Source organism: Rhizobium beringeri (genome assembly GCF_004306515.1).
Lineage (GTDB): Bacteria > Pseudomonadota > Alphaproteobacteria > Rhizobiales > Rhizobiaceae > Rhizobium > Rhizobium beringeri.
This window is the reverse complement of record NZ_SILG01000004.1, coordinates 307,375-328,272: the sequence shown is the minus strand read 5'-3', so window position 1 is coordinate 328,272 and position 20,898 is coordinate 307,375. Positions and strand designations below refer to the sequence as shown.

The following is a 20,898-nucleotide window of genomic DNA, read 5'->3' as shown; positions in this document are numbered from 1 at the left end:
CTGAACCGCTCAGCTCTTGGAACTCGCTAAAGCCATTGCCGATATTGCTGCGCTCTCGCGCCCTTCCACTATTTCGACACGCCGGGACAGAAGCGAGAGAATGTCCTTGCCATCCCAGAAGGGATTGATATCGAGCGCCTTGCCGATAGGGACGATGCGGTCGATTGCGTGATTGGCAGAACCCGACTGGAGAGCGAGGAAGAGCGCCTGCGGTTGCAGTCCGAAATAGGTCAGGGTCTGTTCCTGCGGGCGAAGAAATGCTGCGATATCGGGAGGCGTCTGTACTTCAATTTCTGCAAACTGGCCGAAGCGCAGCCGTGTTTCCTTCGGCAGGGGTTGGCCGATACACCAGATATCCGGCGAATAGCGCTTGAGGGCCAGGGTTCCCCCGGTCGTGCGTATTGCATCCATCAGGTCGAGAAACTTGTCCAGTCGTGCGACCGTATCCAGATAAAAGTCCTGGCGATGGAGCTCTTCGTCGAGATGATGCCAGAAATCGACCTTGGCTTTCGCGATCGCGGCCGGCTCGCCGAGCCAGAAGATCTGACTTGGCGAGGAGCAGGCATTCTGGTCGACCAGATAGGTGTCGTTGAAGAAATCTCGCGCCAGTTTCGTCTTCTGTTCCGCCCCAAGCGCAGAATAGGCGCTGGCGTCGATCGCGGCCGATGATGTCCGGTCCGGAAAATAAAGCTCGACGGATCTAGGCTTCTTCGGCAGCGAGCGGAATTCGGCGACGGTCGCGTCGCCTCCCCAAACTGTCAGGCCATCAACCGCTGCAACGATCTCCTTGAGTTTGGCACTTCCGCGCTCCGTCTGGATGAATACATTGCCAACTGCGATCGATCGGAATGTTTCCAACGCTGCAGCGCCGTCGAATGCCCGCAAGAAGATATCGTTCTGTGGAAACGCCTTGCTCGGCATGCGCACAATGTTCGAATTGCCGGACAGCATGCCGAAGACCAACGAGAAGGCAAAATTGACGGGTATATTGGATGGCGCGATATGGGCCACTGTACCCCATCCACTGCGATATCCTGCATCTCGATATTGCTGCGAGAGTGTCCGCAGATTCGCCTTGCGGCAGAAATAGGCGAAGGTAACGAGGTCCGGATAATGTCGGGCATCGTTGTCCTTCATCAGACGGCGGGAAAGCTCATGCAGAAAATCGACAACCCGCTCATCGAAGAAGGCGTGGCGTGATGAAAGATCGAATTGCTTCAGCCAGTCGCCGGCTTCGAATCTGTCGTCACGAATTATAGGCATCGCTGCATCCTCGAATTTCCGCCTTCTGCAGCCGGCCGCTGATTTTGACGATCGTGTTTCGATTGCCACAGGAACAGGATGCGCCGTCGAGCGTGAAGCCGACATCCTCGGTCAGCAACGAGTGGCCCGGATAGCTCTTCTGGATGGAGGAGAAGACCTGGATCAGACCTTCCCGGCCGTGCGGAAGCGCATCGAGCGACGAAGTATCGCGAATGAGAGCGTCCGAGCCGGGTGCGGCATGCATATTGCCGTGTTCGCACTCCATGAAGATCGTACCCGTTTGCTCGACCATGCCGTAATAATTCCGTATGTCGGTACAGCCGGTCCATTCGCGGACCTCGTCCTTGAACATCGCATCCGAGATGTTCTGGTCGGCGAGTTTCTTCCATCCGCCGCCATGCAGCAGGAAACTGTTTGACAGATTGAGCCGCACATTCTGGCGGCGCAGCATCTGAACAAAGTTCAGCCAGACGATAGAGGTGAAACCGAAGATGAAGATGCGGTTGTCGCGATTGCTTTCGGCGAAGGCCTGCACGCGATCGATGTCGACGGAAAGTTCGTCGTCGAGCGCGAAATCGCGTCCTCTTGAGAACATGCTGAAGCCATTGATCGCTGCCGTGCGCGCGGAAAATTTCCGACGATCGGCAACAGTGTTCTCCGCATCGATGACAAGCATCGGGAAGCGGCTTTTCGAGAAGGCGATCGAGAAAACCTCGACGAGCTTGCGCGATTGTGCCTGTGACGTTTCCTTGTCGAGATAGATCCTGGAAACCTGTCCGGTCGTGCCGGAGGAGGTCATGATTTTGACGACCTCACTATCGGGGACGCTTTTCAGGTCGAAATTCTTGAAGGCACGGACTGGCAGATAGGGCGTTTCGGCGAGCGAAGTCGCCACGCGGTCGCCGAACATCGTGTGCACATAATGGCCGTAAAGATCGCAATACGCCTTGTGGTGTTCAGTCAACAAATTGATTTCGTTCAGGAACGTTGCGAGATCGGGAAGGAGCGGCTTGGTTACTGGAACAATGGGTAGCTCGTTCGCCGTCATTTCACTGCTCCATACCACGATATATGCCACAAGGCGGAAACCGGGCCTTGATTGTCTCCGCAGACTAGGTGGTTTAGCTTTCTCGTGGCTTGCGCGGGGGGTGCGCGACGGCGAGCAAGAGGGCAATAGACTCGCACAAGGTTGAATTGGAAAAGTCGACAGCGAGATGGTTTGAGATGGGCCGTTTCCGCACAGAAACCGCTTCCGAAAGATGCAGTCCGCCTGATGATCTCACACGCTTCGAGTGGTCGCCGTATCGTCGTCAATGAGGCGCCCGTGGAAAATGCCGCAGCGAGCGGCTCTTCGACAACACGCGCTTTGAGCGGAGAACAACTGCAGGAAATCAGGGCATTTGAACGTGCTGCCCTACCGCCCCATCGACCGTTCGCGAGCCATCGATTTCATCCGACATTGAATCTCGTGCAGTGGAACTGCGCGCGCCGAAACCCGCAGCCGCGCCAGCATCATGCCACTTCCAACCGCTCACGGGCGAGACAACCGTAAAAAGGACGTAGCAATGCCCCGAGTATCGATCTGCATCCCCGCCTACAAGCCGGATTTCTTTGAGCAAGCCTTGAAGAGTGCCATCGGGCAAAGCTATGGCGATACGGAGATTATCGTTTCAGACGATTGTCCAACGGATGCAATCGCAAATATCTGCGAGCGATATCAGCAACATCTCTCTTATAGCCGCAATCCGAAGCCGAGCGAGTTTTCCAATGTCATCCGGCTGGCCAATCTTGCGAACGGCGAATACATCAAGTTTCTGTTCGATGATGACATTCTCAACCCATTCTGCGTTCAGTTCCTGTTCGAGACACTGGAGGAGAGCCGTCATCTCGGCACAAGGCTCGCCTTTTCGCCGCGCTACCTGATCGATGGGAAAAACCGCATCACGTCGCTGGTCAATCACTTCGGCATCGCCGACGAGACAAAGGTCATCGACGGCGGCGCCTTCATTCGTGTGACGGCTGTCAATCACATGAACCTGATTGGCGAGTTCTCAAGCGTGATGTTCCGAAAGGAAGATTGCTTCGACGAGAACGGCGCATTTCGCCTATTTCGGATCGATGAGGACGGGATCTTCCGCGGCATCCTTGATCTATCGGCATGGATCGATCTTGCCAAACGCGGTCCGATCATCGGACATCCGCATCCGCTTTCCTATTTCCGCCAGCATGCCAATTCGACCTCAAATCACGAAATCAATCCGCTCTTCATCAACGGCATTCTTTACTATGAGGAAGTGATGAAGATGGCCTTCGAAAAGGGCTATATGTCAAGAGAGGACCTGCCGGTCTCAATGCGCCGTCTGCTCAACCACTACGGCTACTGGCAGAACGCTTATCCGCAGTTGAGGGCTCGGATCGTCGAAGTGCAGGCCATGCTGGCGAAACTGTAGAGCCGATAAGCTGGTGCAAGACAGATGCGGCTCTGCCGCATCTGATTTCGCAGAGATTCTACAGGAAACGCTCGGACAGCGTAACGTAGTCCGGCTTTCCGGCGGAGGTGAGTGGTAGGATTTCGGAGACCACAACCCTTGCAACAGACGGGTGGAAATTGAAGTTATCCTTCAACGCCGTCTGCGCTCGCTCCGCGTCCGGCTCCCTGATGCAGACAATCAGCCGGTTTTCGGCACCAATGACGATGCAATCAAGCCCGCCGGACTTCAGCACCGACTCCGCATGATCGAGATTGACTGAAATTCCGTGCAGTTTGATGAAGCGTTTCTTACGGCCGACGATTGTGATGAACCCGTCCTTATCGATTTTGGCATAGTCCCCGGTATAAAGTTTACCCTGGAATTCGTCGCCCTTTTCAAGGTCTTGCGCGGAGCTCGCATACCCCATCGACACGTTCGGGCCGACATACAGCAGCTCACCTTCGCCGATCGGCTCGCCCGTTTCCGCGATCAAAGCTCGACCGCCGGGCACCGGAATGCCGACGCTTCCAAGCTTCTCTATCGCCTGTCCGGGGGGAACGTAGGAAATGCGCGGGGCAGCCTCGGTCTGGCCATACATGGTGAAATAGCGCACGCCATGATCGGCGAAATACTGCCAGAAATGGCGAGTCAGTTCCGGTGCCAGGCGCCCGCCGGCCTGCGTCACGCAGACGAGATTGCCAAGGCAGGCCTCGCTCAGGCGAATGCGCCGCAATGTTTCGAATGTGAAGGGCACTCCGGCAAGATCGGTAACCCTCTCCTCTTCGATCATTTGCCAAATGCTCCTGTCGAGGATGGACTTATTGGTCAACACCATGCAGGCGCGCGCGAATATCGTATTGTGGAGAACGGAAAGCCCGTAGGAGTAATGAAACGGCAGAAGGCTGACCGTAATGCGTTCTCCGGTCATGCCGAGATATTCGACGATCGAACGCGTGCAGGCATCGATATTGTTGGCAGTTAGTCGCACGCATTTAGGGTCGCCTGTCGAACCCGAGGTGGGAATGAGCAAGGCAAGATCTTGATGCAGCAATGTGTTTACGACCGACGATCGCTCGAACAGAGCCTTTGTGCCCAATCGCCCGTTTGGCGCGTAGTCTTCCAGCGTCATCTCTGCGGGGGCGACAATGTAACGGGGCGTATAGGCTCCAATGGTGCGTTCCAGCGAGTGACGGGTCAATTCACCGTCGACCAACATGGGCACGAGGCCTTTGCGCAAGGCTCCCAGATAGGCCGCAACGGTTTCGGGCGACCGATCGCACAGAATCAGTACGATCGCCCTGTCGACCTTGGAGAATAGCGCATCTCCAAGTCTGAAAACGTCGTTGTAGCTGTAGCGGCGTCCATCGGCGATCAGGAACGTCCTGTCATCGGCGCCATCCGAGAGGCCTTGCCAGAACATTCAGAACGACACGCCGTATTTCTCGAGCGTCTTCAGGCCGGTCTTGTACGAGCCGAAATCGACCACGTCGTCCATGTCCAGCATGATGTCGAACGTATCCTCAAGAGAGGCGATAAGCGCCATGTGACCAACCGAGTCCCACGCGCGGATGCTCTGATACTGGAGGCCATCGCTTAAATCCTCGGCGCCAATGCCGAAAGTTTCGATGAAAGCGGCATCGTATTTTTCTTTGTTGCTCATGTCTTGCTCCTACTTGAATACTTTTTTGTCTTCGTTCCTGCGAACGACGCGCGCGGGATTGCCCAGCGCAATGACTTCATCTGGAATGTCGATATGCACGACTGAGCCCATGCCGATAATCGAAGAGTGTCCGATTTGCATGCGTTCCTTGACGAGTGCGCCCATGCCCAGATAACTCAACATCCCGACTCGCGTGCCGCCGCCCAGATTGACCATGGATGAGACGACGCAGTTTTCTTCTACCACAACGTCGTGGCCAAGGATCGAAGCCGTATTGACGGCAACGTTTCGACCGATCTTTGCCGTCGCCTGAATGGAGACATGCGGCGCGACGATCACGCCATCGGCAATCTCCGCATACTCAGAAATGAAGGCATCGGGGGAGAAGATCGATTGAAGCACGAGGCCCAACCCTTCCACCTTCTCGAGAAGAGCTTTCCGGGCAAAAGGTTCACCGACTGCGATCGTCACTTTGGCGCCGGGAACGTGATCCCCCACGGCAACGACCGGAAACCCAAGCACTTCCGTCGCCGTCGGATGATCGACGATGAATGCACAATGGTGAGGTTTCTGCTGGCCTCGGCGGATTGCCGATTGCAGTATATCCATGGTTTCGATGCCGAGGCCCCCTGCCCCGTAGATGTACCAATGATCCAGACTCATGCTTCGATTTCCTATTGCAATAACTTTTCCTGCAGGAAACCGGCGATACCCTCGCCATCCAGGCGCGCAGCCTTCAGCATGAAGGCATAGTCACCAGTCTCGACGAAGCGATCCGGAATGCCATGTGTGACGATGCGCGGAAACGGCATTCCCGAAGCATTGTAGTGATCAAGGATTGCGCTGCCCAGACCGCCGACCGTCGTGTGCTCCTCGATGACGAAAACCGTGCTGGCATGGCGGGCGACGTCGGCCAGTGCGCCCGCATCCAGCGGCTTGATCGTATGCATGTTAAGGACGCCGACATTCAGATCGGCTTCTTTCAGCTTTTCAGCGGCCAGAAGGCAATGCCCGACCGTGGTGCCGCTCGAGATCAGCATCACCTCGCGTGGCGGCGTCAGCCAAACGGCCTTGCCGATTTCGAACGTGTAGTCTTCCGTATAGACGACCGGTGCATTGGGCGTGCCGGTCAGCCGGATATAGACCGGTTGGTCGAAGCCGACACAAGCCTCCAACGTCTTGTAAATTTCCGAGCAGTCGGCTGGCGATATGATCGTCAGGCCCGGCACAGTGCGCATGACCGCGACATCCTCCAGGCCGAAATGGGAGTTGCCGAGATAAGCCATCGCCAGACCGCTACCAAGTGCAACGAGCTTCACCGGCTCGCCCATATAACCCATGTTCATGCGTACCTGTTCGCTTGCCCGCATTGAAGCAAAGGGCGCAAAAGTCGAGGCGAACACGTCGAACCCCATGCGAGCAAGACCGGCAGCGCAGCCCACCATGTTCTGCTCGGCAATACCGGTATTGAGGAATTGGTCCGGATATTCCTTGGAGAAGCGGTCAAGACCGGAAGACCGGCCGAGATCGGCGCTCATAGCGATAATGTTCTCGTTTTCGGTCGCAAGCGCTGTCAGCGCCTGACCATAAACAGCCCGCGGCCCGATGCGCGACCACGTGCGTGCATTGCGGCTCGACAACTCAACCACGGAATTCTCCTTCCGTTTCCAGCTCCGACCCAGTGCTCTCGCCGAGCGCCTTCAGGCACTCTTCATAGATAGTTCCCGTGATGCGATTGTGATGCCAATCGTTGTTGTTCTCCATGAATGGCAATCCCCTGCCCTTCACGGTGCGGGCGACGATGGCGGTCGGCATATCCGCGACCTCCTTTGCCTGCTGGAGGGCCGACAGGATCTGATGGTGATCGTGGCCATCGACATTGATGACGTTCCAGCCGAAAGCTCTCCAGATGTTCGTCAATGCAATTCTATTGGTATAGGTGGCATTCGGCCCGTCGTTGCGGAACCCGTTCTCATCAATGATCGCGGTAAGGTTGCCGACGCCCATTTCCGAAGCGGAAGCAGCGCTCTCCCAGACGGATCCTTCATTGCATTCGCCGTCACCGAGAAGCACATAAACACGACGGTCTTGTTTGCGCTTGCGCATACCAAGTGCGATGCCTATGCCATAGGCAAGGCCCTGGCCCAAGCTGCCGTTGGAGCTTTCGATGCCGAGCGCGACCTTCTTTACCGGGTGAGCGATCAGATCGCTGCCGTTCGTCTGAAAGGTCGCAAGCTTTTCGGCGTCGAAATAGCCGAAGTGATGCAGCACCGCTAGATAGCCAAGCACTGCATGGCCCTTGCTAAGAATGAAGATGTCGCGACCGTCCCATTGAGGTTCATGGGGTCGATGCGAAAGCACGTCGCTGAAGAGCGTATTCAGCAGCTCTACCATGCTCAGGCTACCGCCGATGTGCGCCGACTGTCCGCACCGAAACGCGGTGTCGACGATTATACGACGAACCCGCGCACAGGACTCCTCGAAGCTTGTATTGATCATCGGGCTAGTTTGCATCTTTCGGAAGCGGTTTTAGATCGGAATGGTCCATCTCAAACCATCCTTCCAATTGAAGCTTGTGCGGGTCTGTTGCCGCTACTTTGCCCGCCCCCAAGCCCGATTGAGACTGCGGGGCGCGCGGCCCGTGTTGCCCCTAAACCTCATGGTCCCGACCGGGCGCTAAGATGGTCACAAAGGTGTGATTATTAAGTTGACTCCAATTCTCCTGTTTTAGTAAACGGACTCTTAGCAGTGGCCGGAGGGGCGGCCGTCACACTGCCCGATATTGGTCTGACAGGGGATAGTATGACAGTGGGACTACAGGGAAAGTTGCGCGTGTTCACAAGCCGATTGGTTGCGAGCAGCGCTTTGATAACGGTGTCGTTCGCATCGATAGGCATCGGCTGGGCACAAGACAATTCGGCCGAAGAGGCGACGCAATTGGCCCCGATCGTCATATCGGGCAAGACGGATCGTGTGGCTGGCCCTGATCGCACCATCGTTGCCAAGGATACCGCCACCGGCACCAAAACAGACACTCCTGTCATCGATGTCCCGGCGTCCGTGTCGGTGGTGACGCAAAAGGAGTTGGAAGAGCGTCATGTGGACAATCTTCAGCAGGCGGTCGCTTATACTGCCGGCGTCTTTTCGGATGAGTTCGGCAACGACGACCGGTACGACTATATAAGAATTCGCGGCTTTGATCAGACGGCACTCGGCACCTATCGGGATGGACTGGCGGCACGTATTCCCGCTTGGTTCACTGCCAGCCGCCTTGAACCCTATGGTCTTCAGCGCGTGGAGGTTCTGAAGGGATCGACTTCGACCCTCTTTGGCCTCAACGGTCCGGGAGGACTGGTCAATGCGATCACCAAGCGGCCGCTGGATGAGAAGCATGGCGAAGTTTACACATCTTATGGTGATGGCACCAAGGAAGTGGGCGCGGATTTCGGCGGGCCGATTGATCCCGATGGTGTATGGAGCTACCGGCTTACCGCACTTGCCAAGGACGGTGACCAAGGCTGGGATTATTCGAACGACGACCGCACCTACATTGCACCGGCCCTGACGATCAGGCCGGAAGAGGGGACCTTGCTCACCATTCTGACCGATTATTATAAACGCGATGGAACGGGCGCGCGGGGCCTTCCGACCGGCGCCAACATCGATATCGACACCTTCCTCGGCGAGCCGGACTTCAATCGCTTCAATACGGAGCAGGCCGACATCGGCTACCAGTTCGAACACGAGATCAATGAAAATCTGACCTTCCGCTCGAATGCCCGGTATACGCATCTCGAGCTCGACTATGCCGAAGTCTATGGTGCATCGCTGGATCCGACCGCCGATCGAACGGCGTTCTCGGTCGACGGCATGTCCAACCGTTATGCCATCGACAATCAGTTGCAATATGATGCGACATGGAACGGGATCGACAGCAAGACGCTCGTCGGCGTCGATTACACCGATGACAATACGCGCGAGAACATCCTGTTCGGAACGGCCGGGCCGATCGATATCAACGATCCCGTCTATTGCGGCCTCTCCTGCATCAATCTCGGCCCGTACGTGAACTGGCGCGTCAAGCAGCAGGCGGTCGGGATCTATGCGCAGGAGCAACTGACCTTCGACGACCGATGGATCGCGACGATCGGAGGACGATGGGACCATGTTCATACGACGGCCGATTATCTCGACAGCGGCACGAGGGACGACGATACGGCATCGGCCTTCACCAAGCGCTTCGGCTTGACCTACAAGTTCAATCCGAACCTCGCGGCCTATGCCAATTATTCGGAAAGCTTCCAGCCGCTCGTAGCACAGACCGCAAACGGATATACGGTGACGGGCACGTTGAAGCCCCAGGAAGGCCAGCAATTCGAAATCGGCCTCAAATACAAGCCCGACGGATTCGATGGCCTCTTCACGATAGCGCTCTTCGATCTCACGCAAACGAACGTGCCGAGCTCGGTCAGCCCCCTCGTTCAGGAGCAGATCGGCAAGGTCGGCGTGCGCGGCATCGAGCTGGAAGGCAAAGCCGCCATCAACGACCGGGTCAATCTCACACTTGCCTATTCTTATTGGGATGCTGAAATCCGCGAGGACGGAACCGGCGGCAATATCGGCAACCGGCCCTCGCGCGTGCCGCGGCATCTGGCATCCGCCTGGCTCGACTACACGGTCCCGGGAGACGGAAAGCGCGGCGACCTGACACTCGGCGGCGGTGTGCGTTATATCGGCCAGACCTATGGGGACGAGGCGAACACCGTATCGGTCGCAGCCTATACGCTCGTCGACGCAGCCGTCAGCTACAAGGTGACGCCTGACGTGACGCTTGCCGTCAACGCGACGAATCTGTTCGATCGCAAATATGTCGCCAGCAGCTATTTCGGCACCGAATATTACGGCGATCGGCGCAAGGTCGTCGGCACGCTGAAGTATTCCTGGTAAAGTTTGGCGGACGCCGCCTTGTCCGATCAAGGCGGCGTCCGCTATCTGCGCCAAGGGATCACCCTCTCAGCAATGTGGACTGCATTTGGTCCATTCCGGAAATGATAACCCCACGACAAGGCTTCGATTGACGCAAGAGGGAGCCGCCTCTACCCAAGAGCGAGTTTTCAATTCGAACGTGCTCTAATTTGGTAGGTTGAACATGTCCGAGAATTCCCCGGGCTCAGTCCCGAAAATTTGGCCGTCTCCGGATCGGCCCGGTTTCCGCAAAACTTTCGCTATAGAACTCGACGACCATCTTGATATCCAGCATGCATCGCGCCAGCTTCTGCCACCCGGTCCAACCGTCGGGGCAGCGGGAATCGTTGCACTGTTTGTCGCGCTAATCACCAATTTCGACAAATGGCAGGCGGGTGACATCTGGATATTCGCTATCTATGTCCTCGCAACAATCGTTGCTGGCACGCTCGGGGCTTTTCTGCTGCTCGGGCCAATCCGGCGATTCCTGCGTTCCACGTATCGCCGGCGACTGGTGAAGGGCGGAAGCTATCGGCAGGCCCGTCGAGTCTACCGTGGACCAGAGCGGCATCAGCTACACGTTCCTGGGTCAGACGGTCACATGTACGTGGGATTCGCTCTATGCGCTCGAAGAGGATGCCGGAACTTTCCACTTTTGGATGTCCAGAATGGTTTCTCATCCGTGGCCGGCCAGATTGTTCGCCTCTAAGGAGGAGCGACAGGTCTTTCGCGAAAGCGTATTGAAATGGTCCGGCCGGCCGTTCTCCCCGCCCGTATTGGCCCGCCTCGGAGCAAGAGGCAGGGCCAACCTGCCGGCGAATGCGACGACGCCAAGGTGAGATCGTTGATGGTGTTGCGTGGGCAACCCCTCAGCTGGCGCCGCGCTTCCGCATCATCAACATCAAGAACGGCGCTCCGATGAGCGCGGAAACAAGACCGGCCGGGATCTGGTAGGGTGATACGATCGTGCGGCCGACGAAATCGGCAGCAACCATAAGGCCTCCTCCGATCAGAGCGGCACCAAGCATTTGCGGCAGCGCGCGTGCCAATCCCGCCTCCCGCGCAAGGTGAGGTCCCATGAGGCCAATGAATGACAATGGTCCAACCGTCAGCGTCGCGGCAGCCGTCAGCAATCCTGCGAGGCCAAAAAGCGCAAATCGCGATCTCGCCAATGGTATACCGACCGCCGCCGAGGGAGACGGCCCAAGGGGAAGTATGTCAAGCCAGCGGCGCACAGCGAGCGAGACGGCAATCAACACGGCCCCGAGCGCCACCTCCGTTGCGGCGGTCGACCCCTCGATAAGATAGGTGGACCCGCTCATCCACCGCATCAGCAGAACTGCTCTCGGATCTCCCGTCGAGCTCAACACGCCGACGACGGCATCGACCATCGCGCTTAGGGCAATGCCCGCAAGCAGGACTCGCTCGGGAGCGAACGCCGATCGCCGGGAGCTGGCGAAGATGACGACAAGCACGCTGATCGCACCTGCCACGGCAAATGCAAATTGACCGGAAAACCCTGGAGCGACGGCAAAGAGGGCAATCGCAACGCCGAAGGTCGCGCCGGCACTGATTCCCAGAACTTCGGGACTTGCCATTTCGTTTCCGGTCAGCCGCTGAAGGATCGAGCCCGCGACCGCAAGCATCGCGCCCGATGTCAGGGCGGCGAGGATTTTCGGTATCCTGATAGCAAGGACATCGTACGAGAATTCGCCTGATGTAAAAGCCCAGCCGCCATTGACGTCACGTCCGAGAAAAACGCTGACCATCAACAGCATAAGCAGGCCCGCAGCTGCGATGATGACCGGCGCGGTTCCATCCCATCGACGTGACCGTCCGAACGCCGGCGATTGCTGCAGTCTATGACGGATCTTCAGCCGCGGCAGGAGCGCGAGAAGCAGCGGCGAACCGAAGATGGCCGTTACCGCCCCCGTCGGCAAGAAATCACCAAGCCCGCCTGCGACCAGTTGCAGAACAGAGTCGGCGAAGAGGAGCAGCCCGGCGCCGATCAGGGGAGACCAGAAGATGAGCTGCGCGGGACGCCGTGCTCCGGACAATCGTGCAATCGTCGGCGCGACCAGTCCAACGAAACCAATGACTCCAACGGCGCTCGTGACAAATGCAGCAAGCGCGACAGCAAGCGCCACGACAACGAAACGCAAGCGGACCAATCGGACGCCGAGTGCCGTGGAACTGCTCTCGCCAAGATCGAGCAGCGAAAGCGGTCTGATCACGAAAGTGCAGACGATGGCGACGACGCCCAACTTCCAAAGAAGCGACAAGGGAATGACCCAGCTTTGCTGTGCCAGCGAGCCGGCGCCCCAGATGAACAGGCTCGAGAGATAGCGCTGGTTCAAATAGGTCAGGATGGCAGAGAGGCCGCCACACCATAGACTGAGAACCAGCCCCGACAGAACAAGCGAATAAGGCGAAAAACCACGGCGCGCCCCAAGGCTGACGACGATCACAGCCGCGGTCGCGCTGCCGATCAGAGCGACAAGATCACGGCCGGCGCCCAGCAGGTGCGGGAGAAACAGAGATGTCACCACCAGCGCCAGGTTTGCGCCGGCCGACACGCCGAGGGTGGTGGGATCGGCGAGCGGATTTCGCAAAACTTGCTGAAACAGCGCACCAGACAATGCAAGCGCGGCTCCGGCAATGAGCGCCGTCGTAAGACGGGGAAGCGTCGAATAGTACAACACCATTCGCGTGACATCGTAGTCCCCTTGAGCCATTTCAGACAGCGCAGGAGCGGCAAGAAACCACGATGCCACGCCTCCACCGCAAATCAGGAGGAGGAAGACAACGGCTGGCCCGATATTGTCGCGACGGGATATTATCATGCTTCTTTTTCCAGAAGATCTGTCAAAAGACTCGCGAAGCGCATGGCCTCGTTCACCATGCCAAACATCAGGGCTGGCGGCAGAATCGACAGATGGGCTGGACGTGCAAACGCAAGCCTGTTCCACAGCGGGCTCTGAGCGAGCTTCGGAAGAACGTCCGGAGGAACAGGGTCAAAGGCGATCAGACGTGCGTCCGGATCGGTGATCTTGGAGAGATCTTCAATCCCGATCGTTTCAAAACCCCAGTAATTCGACTCTCTGGACCAGGCGTTCCGGACACCGATGCGCTCGAGCACATTGTGGAACAGCCCAGGACTCGAATAGATGCGGACATGGCGGGCATCCATGAAATTCACGAGAGCGACTGGCGGCAGGTTCTTGCCCGCCAGCCGACTGCGGCATCGCTCGAAGAAGGCATCGGCTCGCGCAAGGAACTGCTCTGCTTCATTCTGACGACCAAGCTCACCAGCCAATTTGCGCGTCGCCGCGATGGCAGCGGGAAGGATAGATCCAATGCCCGGCGTAAAGACTTCCAGCCGAACGACTTTCGCCACCGACTGTAGCTTGGGCAGCAGCTCATCCAGGTAAGGTGTGGTCAAGATAATGTCGGGCTTCAGCGGGACGAGAATTTCAAAATTGACCTCGAACGAACTGCCAATATCGACGACGGATTTTGGCATCGGCGGCTCGACAACCCATCTGTCCCAATCGGCGAGGTCCGAGATCCCGACGGGAGGCAATCCGAGGGATAAAAGAGTGGACGCAAGGCCATAGTCGAGGCTGACGATCCTTGGGCCTATCGACTGCGCAAACAGCGGAGCTGGAACGACCGAGACCGCCGCAAACTGCAAAAAGGAGCGCCGCGTAACACCCATTGCACGATTAGCCTCAGCAAACATAAGCGAGCGGATAAGGCAGGTTGGGCGCCGAGATCACGTCCATATCGATCCCATAGATCTCTTGCAGCGTGTTTGGCGCAAGGATCACGCTCGGCGTTCCGCTCGCAACAACGCGACCGCGTTTCAATGCATGGATCCGATCGCAGAAGCGAGCGGCCATGTTGATGTCGTGGAGAACGATGACGACACTGCTTCCAACCTCGTGCGCCAAGCGTCGCACAAGGGAGAGCACCTCAATCTGATGTGCAACATCGAGTGCCGCAGTCGGTTCGTCGAGCAACAGGCACCGGGCATCCTGAGCGATCAGCATCGCGATCCAGGCACGTTGCCGCTCACCGCCTGACAGTGTTCCGACGATACGGTCGGCGAACTTCTCGATATGTGTTGCTCGGAGGGCTTCCTCGACTTTCCCTTCATCGTTCTTGGTGAAGCGGCCGAGCGCCCCGTGCCACGGATAGCGACCGCATCCCACAAGCTCGCGGACCGTCATTTCCGATCCGGTCGTGACATCCTGGGGCAGATATGCGACCGAACGAGCGAAGACGCGTTCCCTATACATCCTAAGATCCCGGTTCCCGTAAGAAATCGATCCAGCGCTTGGCACAAGCTGGCGAGCCAACATCTTGAGAAGACTGGATTTACCGGAGCCGTTGTGGCCGACCAGTGCCACAACTTCTCCTGCCGGAAATTTAAGACTGACGTCGCGGAGAATCTCGTTCCCCTCTATCGAAAGACCTATATTTTCGGCGACAAAAGTTTCAGCCGTTCGAGGCGGATCTTGCGTCGGGGGGAGCATAGCCACGTGACATCCTTTAACCGGGTGATAGCTCGGTACTAAAGATGAGACTAGCAATCAACTATTTTCGTTGTTCCAATACCCCTGCCTAGCGACTCGGCATCCTCATGCGGGAGGCAGGCCTTTCGGCCACCTGGTCAGGTTGACTTTTCCAAGTGCAACGCGCCGTCTCCAAGACGCCCAAGGTCGCAACATATCTCAACAATAAAGTGCAAACCGCAATACCGAACCGCAGCATAATGCATCGGTCCCAGCCGACTTCCGGTTTGCTGAAGCCTTCTCCAATCATCGAAATGACGAGGCAATTTAATGTACACAAAGATAATCGCGCTGGCCGCCGTGGCTTTCTCGGCGGTGCCGGCCTTTGCCGCCGATGCCGTGGTTCAGGATCCTGCTTACGTTCAACAGGGACAGACCCAGTCGGCCTTCGACTGGTCGGGATTTTATCTCGGGCTTCAAGGCGGATACACCTCGACACATGCGAGCTACCTCAACGGTTCCGAGCAGGATCTTGATGGAGGTTCGACGGGTATCTACGGCGGATATAATTTTCAGCACGGCCCTTTCATCTTCGGTATCGAGAATGACTTCAACTACAACTGGAAGGATGGAAGCGACGTTTCCCTCAAATGGGATGGCTCGGCGCGTGGCCGCGTGGGATATGCCTTGGACCGTACGCTGATCTACGGAACCGGGGGTTTGGCGGCCGCGGGTGGAGAAGTCGACGTGCCTGGAATTGGCAAGAAGGACGACATTCTGATTGGCTGGACCGCCGGTGGAGGTGTGGAGCGCGCTCTAACCGACAATATTATGATGCGTGCTGAATATCGTTATGACGACTTCGGACGCAAGGATTTCGGCTCGGCGCTCGGCGATTTCGAGGTTAATCAGCAAAAGGTAACAATCGGCACCAGCTTCAAATTCTGAACGTCGATCTGATCACGCCTCGACGTCGGTTGAGGCGTGATCATCCGCGAATCTTGCCCGGCGTGCACAAAGATGAGTTGATTTGACAGCCTGCCAATCGGCCGCCGGAATTGCGGCCGAACCCTATGTTACGGGTGATACTGTGGATATTGGCATTGCAAGGAAATCTCTGATCTAGTCTCGAACTCTTTCCGCCGGGCAGTTCAGCCGCAGGCTCATGATATTCGAAACGAGCGAGAGCCGTATTCTCATGACCACTCACCGCTTCATTCCGACGAGCTTTCACAATGTCATCGGCTCTCTTCCGCCGGCCCTGCACATCGCCGACGGCGACACCGTGGTCACCGGGACGCTCGACGCCGTTGGGTATGACAAGGACGGCATCAAGCAGGCATCCGGCCCCAACCCGATGAACGGCCCGATCTTCGTGGAAGGTGCTGAGCCCGGAGATGCGTTGAAGGTCGAGATCATCAGCATGGTCCCGACGAGGGACACGGGCTTTACCCGCAGCGTCGTCGCCGCCAATGTCGTCGATCCCGAGACGGTTCGTGACCTGCCGGCGCGCGATATGGCCGTCTGGGCGATCGACCGTGAGGCCTTGACCGTGCGGCTTTCCGAGCCGGTCGGCGGCCTCGAAAATTTCGTTCTGCCTCTCGCCCCGATGATCGGCTGTTTCGGCGTGGCGCCCAGCCTCGGCCAGGCGATATCGACCGCGACCAGCGGCGAATATGGCGGCAACATGGATTATCGGCTGTTTGGCCCCGGCACCACCGTCCGCTTCCCGGTATCGGCTCCCGGCGCCCTGTTCTTTCTCGGCGACTGCCATGCCGTGCAAGGGGATGGCGAGATCGTCGGAACCGGCGTCGAGACGACGTTCGAAGTCACGGTGCGGCTGACGGTGGAAAAGAAGGCCGGACTGGTCTGGCCGCGCGGCGAAACCGCCGAAGACATCTTCACCATCGGCAACGCCCGGCCCCTCGATCAGGCGCTCCAGCATGCGACCAGCGAAATGCTGAATTGGCTGGCATCGGATTACGGCCTGGACAGGACGGCGGCCAGCCATCTGCTCGGCCAGGTGGTGCGCTATGACGTCGGCAACGTCTTCGATCCGGCCTATACGATGGCTTGCCGTGTCGCCAAGAAATGGCTGGTTCGCCGATAGAGGGTTCTCGGGAGCTGCCGTCCCCGACAGGACTCCTCTCCGTGCGTCACGCGATTGAGACTATCACGGCACAGACTGCCGGACGTCAGGACGGAATGGTTCAAGGGCAGTGGAAAGCTCCGTGCTGCCACGACGGATTTCGCCGACGCCGGCTTCCGCTCCGATCAGGCCTCTATTGTGCACATCGCCGAGCCTGACGATCAGATCGGCGTAATTGTGCGAGAGTCCTGCGCGCATTAGCGTTGCCAGCCAATCGGCACGCGGCAGTTCGCGTGCGACGACGCTCCGGGTCAATAACCGCCCCAAGGCCGCAGCGATCTCGAGCGCCGTGTATTCGCGCGGCCCCTCGCCATGGATGATCCGCGGCAAAGGGCCATGATCCTCGTCGACGAGCAGAAGGTTTGCGGCCATATCGCCGATATCGGCGGCTGAGACGGTCGGGAAAGGTCGCGACAACGGTAGGTGCATGCTCGGCATTATGCCGGTCTCGCCGGCGATCTTCAGGTAGCGTGCCCAGTTTTCCATATGTTCGGCCGAACGCAGAAAGACCATCCTGGTGCTGCACTGCCGGAACCGCTCCTCCATCGCACGGAACAGGCTGGTAATGCCGGTATCGATCGTCAGATGTGCGCCGTAATCCGAGATCGCCAGGACGCGCGGCGGCCGGGCGGCATCGATCGCCTCCGCCATCCGCTCGATCGACTGCAGCATGTGGCGGCTAGCATCGGCGGTGCGAGGTTCGATCGGGCAGATGAGCTGTACAGCCGTCGCATCTCTCATCGCGACGGCCATGGCATCGGCATCGCCGACCTCGGCCATGGCGATCTCGCATCCGAGCGCCGCAAGGGGTGCAGCCTTGGCGGGATTACGAAGCACCGCCCTGACAGGAGAGCCCTCGGCTCGAAGCCTTGTTATCGTTGCCTTGCCGACCTTGCCGGTGGCGCCGAAGATGACAAACATGATCATTCCTTCCTCTGTTCGCAGTCGAAGGAAGATGTACTGCCGCCAGGGGCGTTGCCTGCGCATTCAGCCGATCCGTTGCAGGATCGGCCATTTTTCGTCAATTGCGTAGACGGGCGATGGTGCCGGGGCTGACGCCGACCAGCCGCTTCATGCTGTTTGCCATATGGCTTTGATGCGCGAAGCCTGCTTCCAGCGCGATCTGGCTCAGCGGCAGGCTGGAGCTCCGGATCAGTGCCTCGGCACGCGAGATCCGGCGGTGCATCACATACTGATGCGGCGGCATGCCGAAACTGTTTCGAAACTGCGTCTTCAGGTGCGAGAGGCTCAGTCCGGCAAGACCTGCCAGTTCTGCAAGCGAAAGCGACGTGTCGAGATTATCCTCGATGTAGTCGGCAAGCATCCGCTTCTGACGGGGCGAGAGCGCTCTGCCGCTATCCACTGGGCGAGAGCTGCCGCTGCCCGCCTCGACCAGACGGAGCGCCAAGGCTGTCGCCAGCGTATCGGCATAGAGATTGTCGGACGGCACATCCGCCTCGAGTTCCGCTTTCAAGGCCCAGACGATTGCCTCGAGCCGCGGATCGCGGAGTTGAAATTGCGGCACGATCGCCTCCGCGGGATCGCGGCCGAGATCGATCGCAGCCCGATGGAAAAGATCCGTGCTGATTTTCAGCCGCAGGATCATGCATTCACGGTCGTCCTCCCAGACGCCATCGAGGCCGGCTGGCACCACGTCGATATCGCCATGCTTCTGCAGTCGGCGATGCTCCCGCCCGTCACAGCGGCATTGCGCCCGCACCGGCCGGCCGACATGGATTCCGAGGCGATGATAGGGCGTGCCTGAAATATGCGTGCGGCCGGGCGGAATGCGCAAAAGCTCGGCCTCCAGACCGCGCCAGGCACGGCCCCTGCTCGTTGCGAGGATTGTCGCGCTTTCTGTTTGCGGATGATCGTTCATCGGTCCGTTCCATTCGCTCTTGAATGGGACGGAGACTATCGCAAGCGCCACTGCCGCGGCAAGAAACGGTGTAGCCGGCGCACGCGCTTCCTCAATCGTGCCGTGCCAGGAAACCGGAAACGGTCGCCAGGCAAAGCTGCTTTTCCTCGACGTGCGGCATGTGGCTGGAATTTTCGAAGAGCACCCATTCGCAGCCCGGAACGCGTTCGAGATAAGGCCTTACCACCAAGGGTGTCGCCTCGTCGTATTTTCCCGAGATCAGCAGCGTCGGGGCTTCGATGCGGTCGAGCCTGTTCTCGATCGTCCAGTCCTTCATCGTACCGATGACGTGAAATTCCGTCGGGCCGTTCATGTTGCGGTAGACCGTGTTGTCTTCGTCCATGATCGCGAAGGTCCGCGCCACTTCAGGCGGCCACGGCACCACCCGGCAGACATGGCGGTCATAGAAGACGCGCGAGGCGGCGATATATTCCGGATCGGCGAGGCTTCCCGCCAGTTCATGCTTCAGCAGCGTGTCCTGCACCTCTTTCGGCAGTTCCTGCCTCAGCCGGTTCGCCTCCGAAACCCAGGTGTGCATGTTGGCCGGCGAGTTGGCGATAACAAGTGCCTTCAGGCCTTGCGGCCGGCGCACCGCATGTTCGGCGCCGAGCATGCCGCCCCAGGACTGGCCGAGGAAGGCGTAACGATGCTGAATACCGAGATGGGAAAGCAGCGTGTCCAGCTCCTCGAGAAACAGGCCGACCGTCCAGAAATCCGGGCCCTTTTCCGGAAGGCAGGTGGAATTGCCATTGCCGAGCTGGTCGTAATGGATGACCGGACGGCCGTCGAGGGCGGCGATATCCTTGAAGGAATCGACATAATCATGGGTGCAGCCGGGCCCGCCATGGGCGACGACGAGAGGTAGCTTGCCGCTCTCCAGCGAACCGGTGATGCGATACCAGGTGCGATAGTCGCGAAAGGGCAGATAGGCTTCTTTGGTCGTGACTTCGCCCACCGGTGTCTCCATCTCCTAGAACAGGATGATTTTGGGCCTGTTCGGCCCAAAATCTGAATCCTGTTCTAAATTAAATAGTTAGAGCTTGATGTCGCCCGAAAACCGCTCACACTTTTCGGCATCATGCTCTGGCAATGATGAAAAGCATAACGCGGCGGCGACGGCGAAGGCAGCTATCACAAGTTATAGGGTGGCCAATTATGGGTCGGCCGGTCTTCGAGCAGGCGGTAATGGGTGGCGCGAACCACGGCCTGGGTGCGGTTGCGGGCGCCGAGTTTCTTTGTCGCGGCGTTCAGATGCATCACGACGGTCGGTACGGAACGGTCGATGATGCGGGAAATTTCCTTGGCGGAGTAACCTTCCGCCGAATGGCGCAGGCACTCACGTTCCCGCTCGGTCAGGCGGATCGTGCCGACGCTCTTCGCCCGCGTGTCGAAAAGCGAATAGGCGGTCTCATGGAAGACATGGGCAAGCAGGTTGAAGTCGGCGATATAGCGCAGCGCGTGCCGTTCGAAATCTTTGTTCCGGCCAAAGCGGATGCCGGTGACGGTCGCATAGTCGCCGCGTGGCATATGAACCGGGACGGTGACGCCAGTCGACATATCGCGTTCGCTCAAATAGCGCGTCACCGGCGCGGTGTCTTCGTTCATGAAACGGTTGATCAGCGTGTCGGCGTTCGGGTCATAGTTCCAGAAGAAAGGTGCGGAGGTGCGCAGCGCCACCTGCTGCACCGGATCGATACGGAAATAGCCGCGATTGAACCAGTAGTCGTGCATATCGTCTGAGATATTCCGCAGCTTCAGCAGCGATGGTATCATGATCGCGCCGTCGAGATCGTAAGGCACCGGCGTATAATCGTAGATCAGCGCCTCGAAACCGATCTGCTTCATCGCCTCGAAGGCCTGGTCGATCCGGCCGTCCAGCGTTTCGTGCGCTGTGAACTGCCGCCTGATCGTTCCAATGTCGTCAAGAATGGGGTCGTCAAGCATGGGCTGCTCCC

General features: G+C 58.3%; 18 protein-coding genes. 4 read left to right on the top strand and 14 right to left on the bottom strand.

The window, feature by feature from the left end:
* Positions 1 to 9: 9 nt before the first annotated feature.
* Positions 10 to 1,263, bottom strand: coding sequence for an acyl-CoA reductase (locus ELH03_RS31110; protein WP_130767302.1), 1,254 nt, complete (start codon positions 1,261 to 1,263; stop codon positions 10 to 12).
* Positions 1,247 to 2,311, bottom strand: a complete 1,065-nt coding sequence (locus tag ELH03_RS31105; protein ID WP_245461732.1) for a LuxE/PaaK family acyltransferase — start codon at positions 2,309 to 2,311, stop codon at positions 1,247 to 1,249. The genes ELH03_RS31110 and ELH03_RS31105 overlap by 17 nt, the downstream gene beginning before the upstream one ends.
* A 517-nt stretch (positions 2,312 to 2,828) precedes the next feature.
* Between ELH03_RS31105 and ELH03_RS31100 the strand changes: the two genes are divergently transcribed.
* Entirely contained in the window at positions 2,829 to 3,713 is an 885-nt protein-coding gene (locus ELH03_RS31100) for a glycosyltransferase family 2 protein (RefSeq protein ID WP_128403469.1), read from the top strand.
* A gap of 58 nt (positions 3,714 to 3,771) precedes the next feature.
* Here ELH03_RS31100 and ELH03_RS31095 read toward each other — a convergent pair whose 3' ends face one another.
* The 5 genes from ELH03_RS31095 to ELH03_RS31075 are packed head-to-tail and all read right to left on the bottom strand — an operon-like array spanning position 3,772 to position 7,893.
* Positions 3,772 to 5,154, bottom strand: coding sequence for an AMP-binding protein (locus ELH03_RS31095; protein WP_128403470.1), 1,383 nt, complete (start codon positions 5,152 to 5,154; stop codon positions 3,772 to 3,774).
* The gene (locus ELH03_RS31090; protein ID WP_007637453.1) at positions 5,155 to 5,394 is read right to left on the bottom strand and encodes a hypothetical protein; all 240 of its coding nucleotides are present in this window, start codon (positions 5,392 to 5,394) and stop codon (positions 5,155 to 5,157) included.
* 9 nt (positions 5,395 to 5,403) lie between these two features.
* A complete protein-coding gene (locus tag ELH03_RS31085) occupies positions 5,404 to 6,057 on the bottom strand; it encodes an LbetaH domain-containing protein (protein WP_128403471.1) in 654 nt (217 codons plus the stop codon).
* An 11-nt stretch (positions 6,058 to 6,068) separates the two neighbouring features.
* Complete coding sequence (locus ELH03_RS31080) at positions 6,069 to 7,043, bottom strand: transketolase family protein (RefSeq protein ID WP_128403472.1); 975 nt, start codon at positions 7,041 to 7,043, stop codon at positions 6,069 to 6,071.
* Positions 7,036 to 7,893 carry a transketolase gene (locus tag ELH03_RS31075; RefSeq protein WP_130767301.1) on the bottom strand — a complete coding sequence of 286 codons (858 nt, stop codon included), beginning with the start codon at positions 7,891 to 7,893 and terminating at the stop codon, positions 7,036 to 7,038. Before ELH03_RS31075 ends, ELH03_RS31080 begins: the two co-directional genes overlap by 8 nt.
* Before the next feature lie 303 nt (positions 7,894 to 8,196).
* Between ELH03_RS31075 and ELH03_RS31070 the strand changes: the two genes are divergently transcribed.
* Positions 8,197 to 10,341 (top strand): TonB-dependent siderophore receptor, encoded by a 2,145-nt coding sequence (locus ELH03_RS31070; RefSeq protein WP_130767300.1) that lies wholly within the window; start codon positions 8,197 to 8,199, stop codon positions 10,339 to 10,341.
* A gap of 887 nt (positions 10,342 to 11,228) precedes the next feature.
* On the opposite strand, the gene fhuB is transcribed toward ELH03_RS31070, so the two are convergent.
* The 3 genes from fhuB to ELH03_RS31050 are packed head-to-tail and all read right to left on the bottom strand — an operon-like array spanning position 11,229 to position 14,897.
* Positions 11,229 to 13,199, bottom strand: a complete 1,971-nt coding sequence (gene fhuB, locus ELH03_RS31060; protein WP_197730028.1) for a Fe(3+)-hydroxamate ABC transporter permease FhuB — start codon at positions 13,197 to 13,199, stop codon at positions 11,229 to 11,231.
* On the bottom strand, positions 13,199 to 14,077 hold the full coding sequence (locus tag ELH03_RS31055; RefSeq protein ID WP_130767299.1) for an iron-siderophore ABC transporter substrate-binding protein: 879 nt from the start codon (positions 14,075 to 14,077) through the stop codon (positions 13,199 to 13,201). The genes fhuB and ELH03_RS31055 overlap by 1 nt, the downstream gene beginning before the upstream one ends.
* Before the next feature lie 13 nt (positions 14,078 to 14,090).
* The gene (locus ELH03_RS31050; protein WP_130767415.1) at positions 14,091 to 14,897 is read right to left on the bottom strand and encodes an ABC transporter ATP-binding protein; all 807 of its coding nucleotides are present in this window, start codon (positions 14,895 to 14,897) and stop codon (positions 14,091 to 14,093) included.
* Positions 14,898 to 15,206: 309 nt separating this feature from the next.
* Here ELH03_RS31050 and ELH03_RS31045 point away from each other — a divergent pair, with 309 nt between their 5' ends.
* Both ELH03_RS31045 and ELH03_RS31040 read left to right on the top strand, forming a co-directional pair.
* The gene (locus ELH03_RS31045; protein ID WP_128403478.1) at positions 15,207 to 15,824 is read left to right on the top strand and encodes an outer membrane protein; all 618 of its coding nucleotides are present in this window, start codon (positions 15,207 to 15,209) and stop codon (positions 15,822 to 15,824) included.
* 250 nt (positions 15,825 to 16,074) lie between these two features.
* Positions 16,075 to 16,986, top strand: a complete 912-nt coding sequence (locus tag ELH03_RS31040) for an acetamidase/formamidase family protein (RefSeq protein WP_128403479.1) — start codon at positions 16,075 to 16,077, stop codon at positions 16,984 to 16,986.
* A 63-nt stretch (positions 16,987 to 17,049) separates the two neighbouring features.
* Here ELH03_RS31040 and ELH03_RS31035 read toward each other — a convergent pair whose 3' ends face one another.
* From ELH03_RS31035 to ELH03_RS31020, 4 genes are all read right to left on the bottom strand, one after another.
* The gene (locus tag ELH03_RS31035) at positions 17,050 to 17,952 is read right to left on the bottom strand and encodes an NAD(P)H-binding protein (RefSeq protein WP_130767298.1); all 903 of its coding nucleotides are present in this window, start codon (positions 17,950 to 17,952) and stop codon (positions 17,050 to 17,052) included.
* Between the two features lie 94 nt (positions 17,953 to 18,046).
* Positions 18,047 to 18,904: a helix-turn-helix transcriptional regulator gene (locus tag ELH03_RS31030; RefSeq protein WP_130767297.1), complete on the bottom strand. Its 858-nt coding sequence runs from the start codon at positions 18,902 to 18,904 to the stop codon at positions 18,047 to 18,049.
* A 91-nt stretch (positions 18,905 to 18,995) separates the two neighbouring features.
* Positions 18,996 to 19,898 (bottom strand): proline iminopeptidase-family hydrolase, encoded by a 903-nt coding sequence (locus ELH03_RS31025; protein ID WP_130767296.1) that lies wholly within the window; start codon positions 19,896 to 19,898, stop codon positions 18,996 to 18,998.
* Positions 19,899 to 20,074: 176 nt separating this feature from the next.
* Positions 20,075 to 20,887: a helix-turn-helix transcriptional regulator gene (locus ELH03_RS31020; RefSeq protein WP_196767072.1), complete on the bottom strand. Its 813-nt coding sequence runs from the start codon at positions 20,885 to 20,887 to the stop codon at positions 20,075 to 20,077.
* Positions 20,888 to 20,898 lie beyond the last annotated feature (11 nt).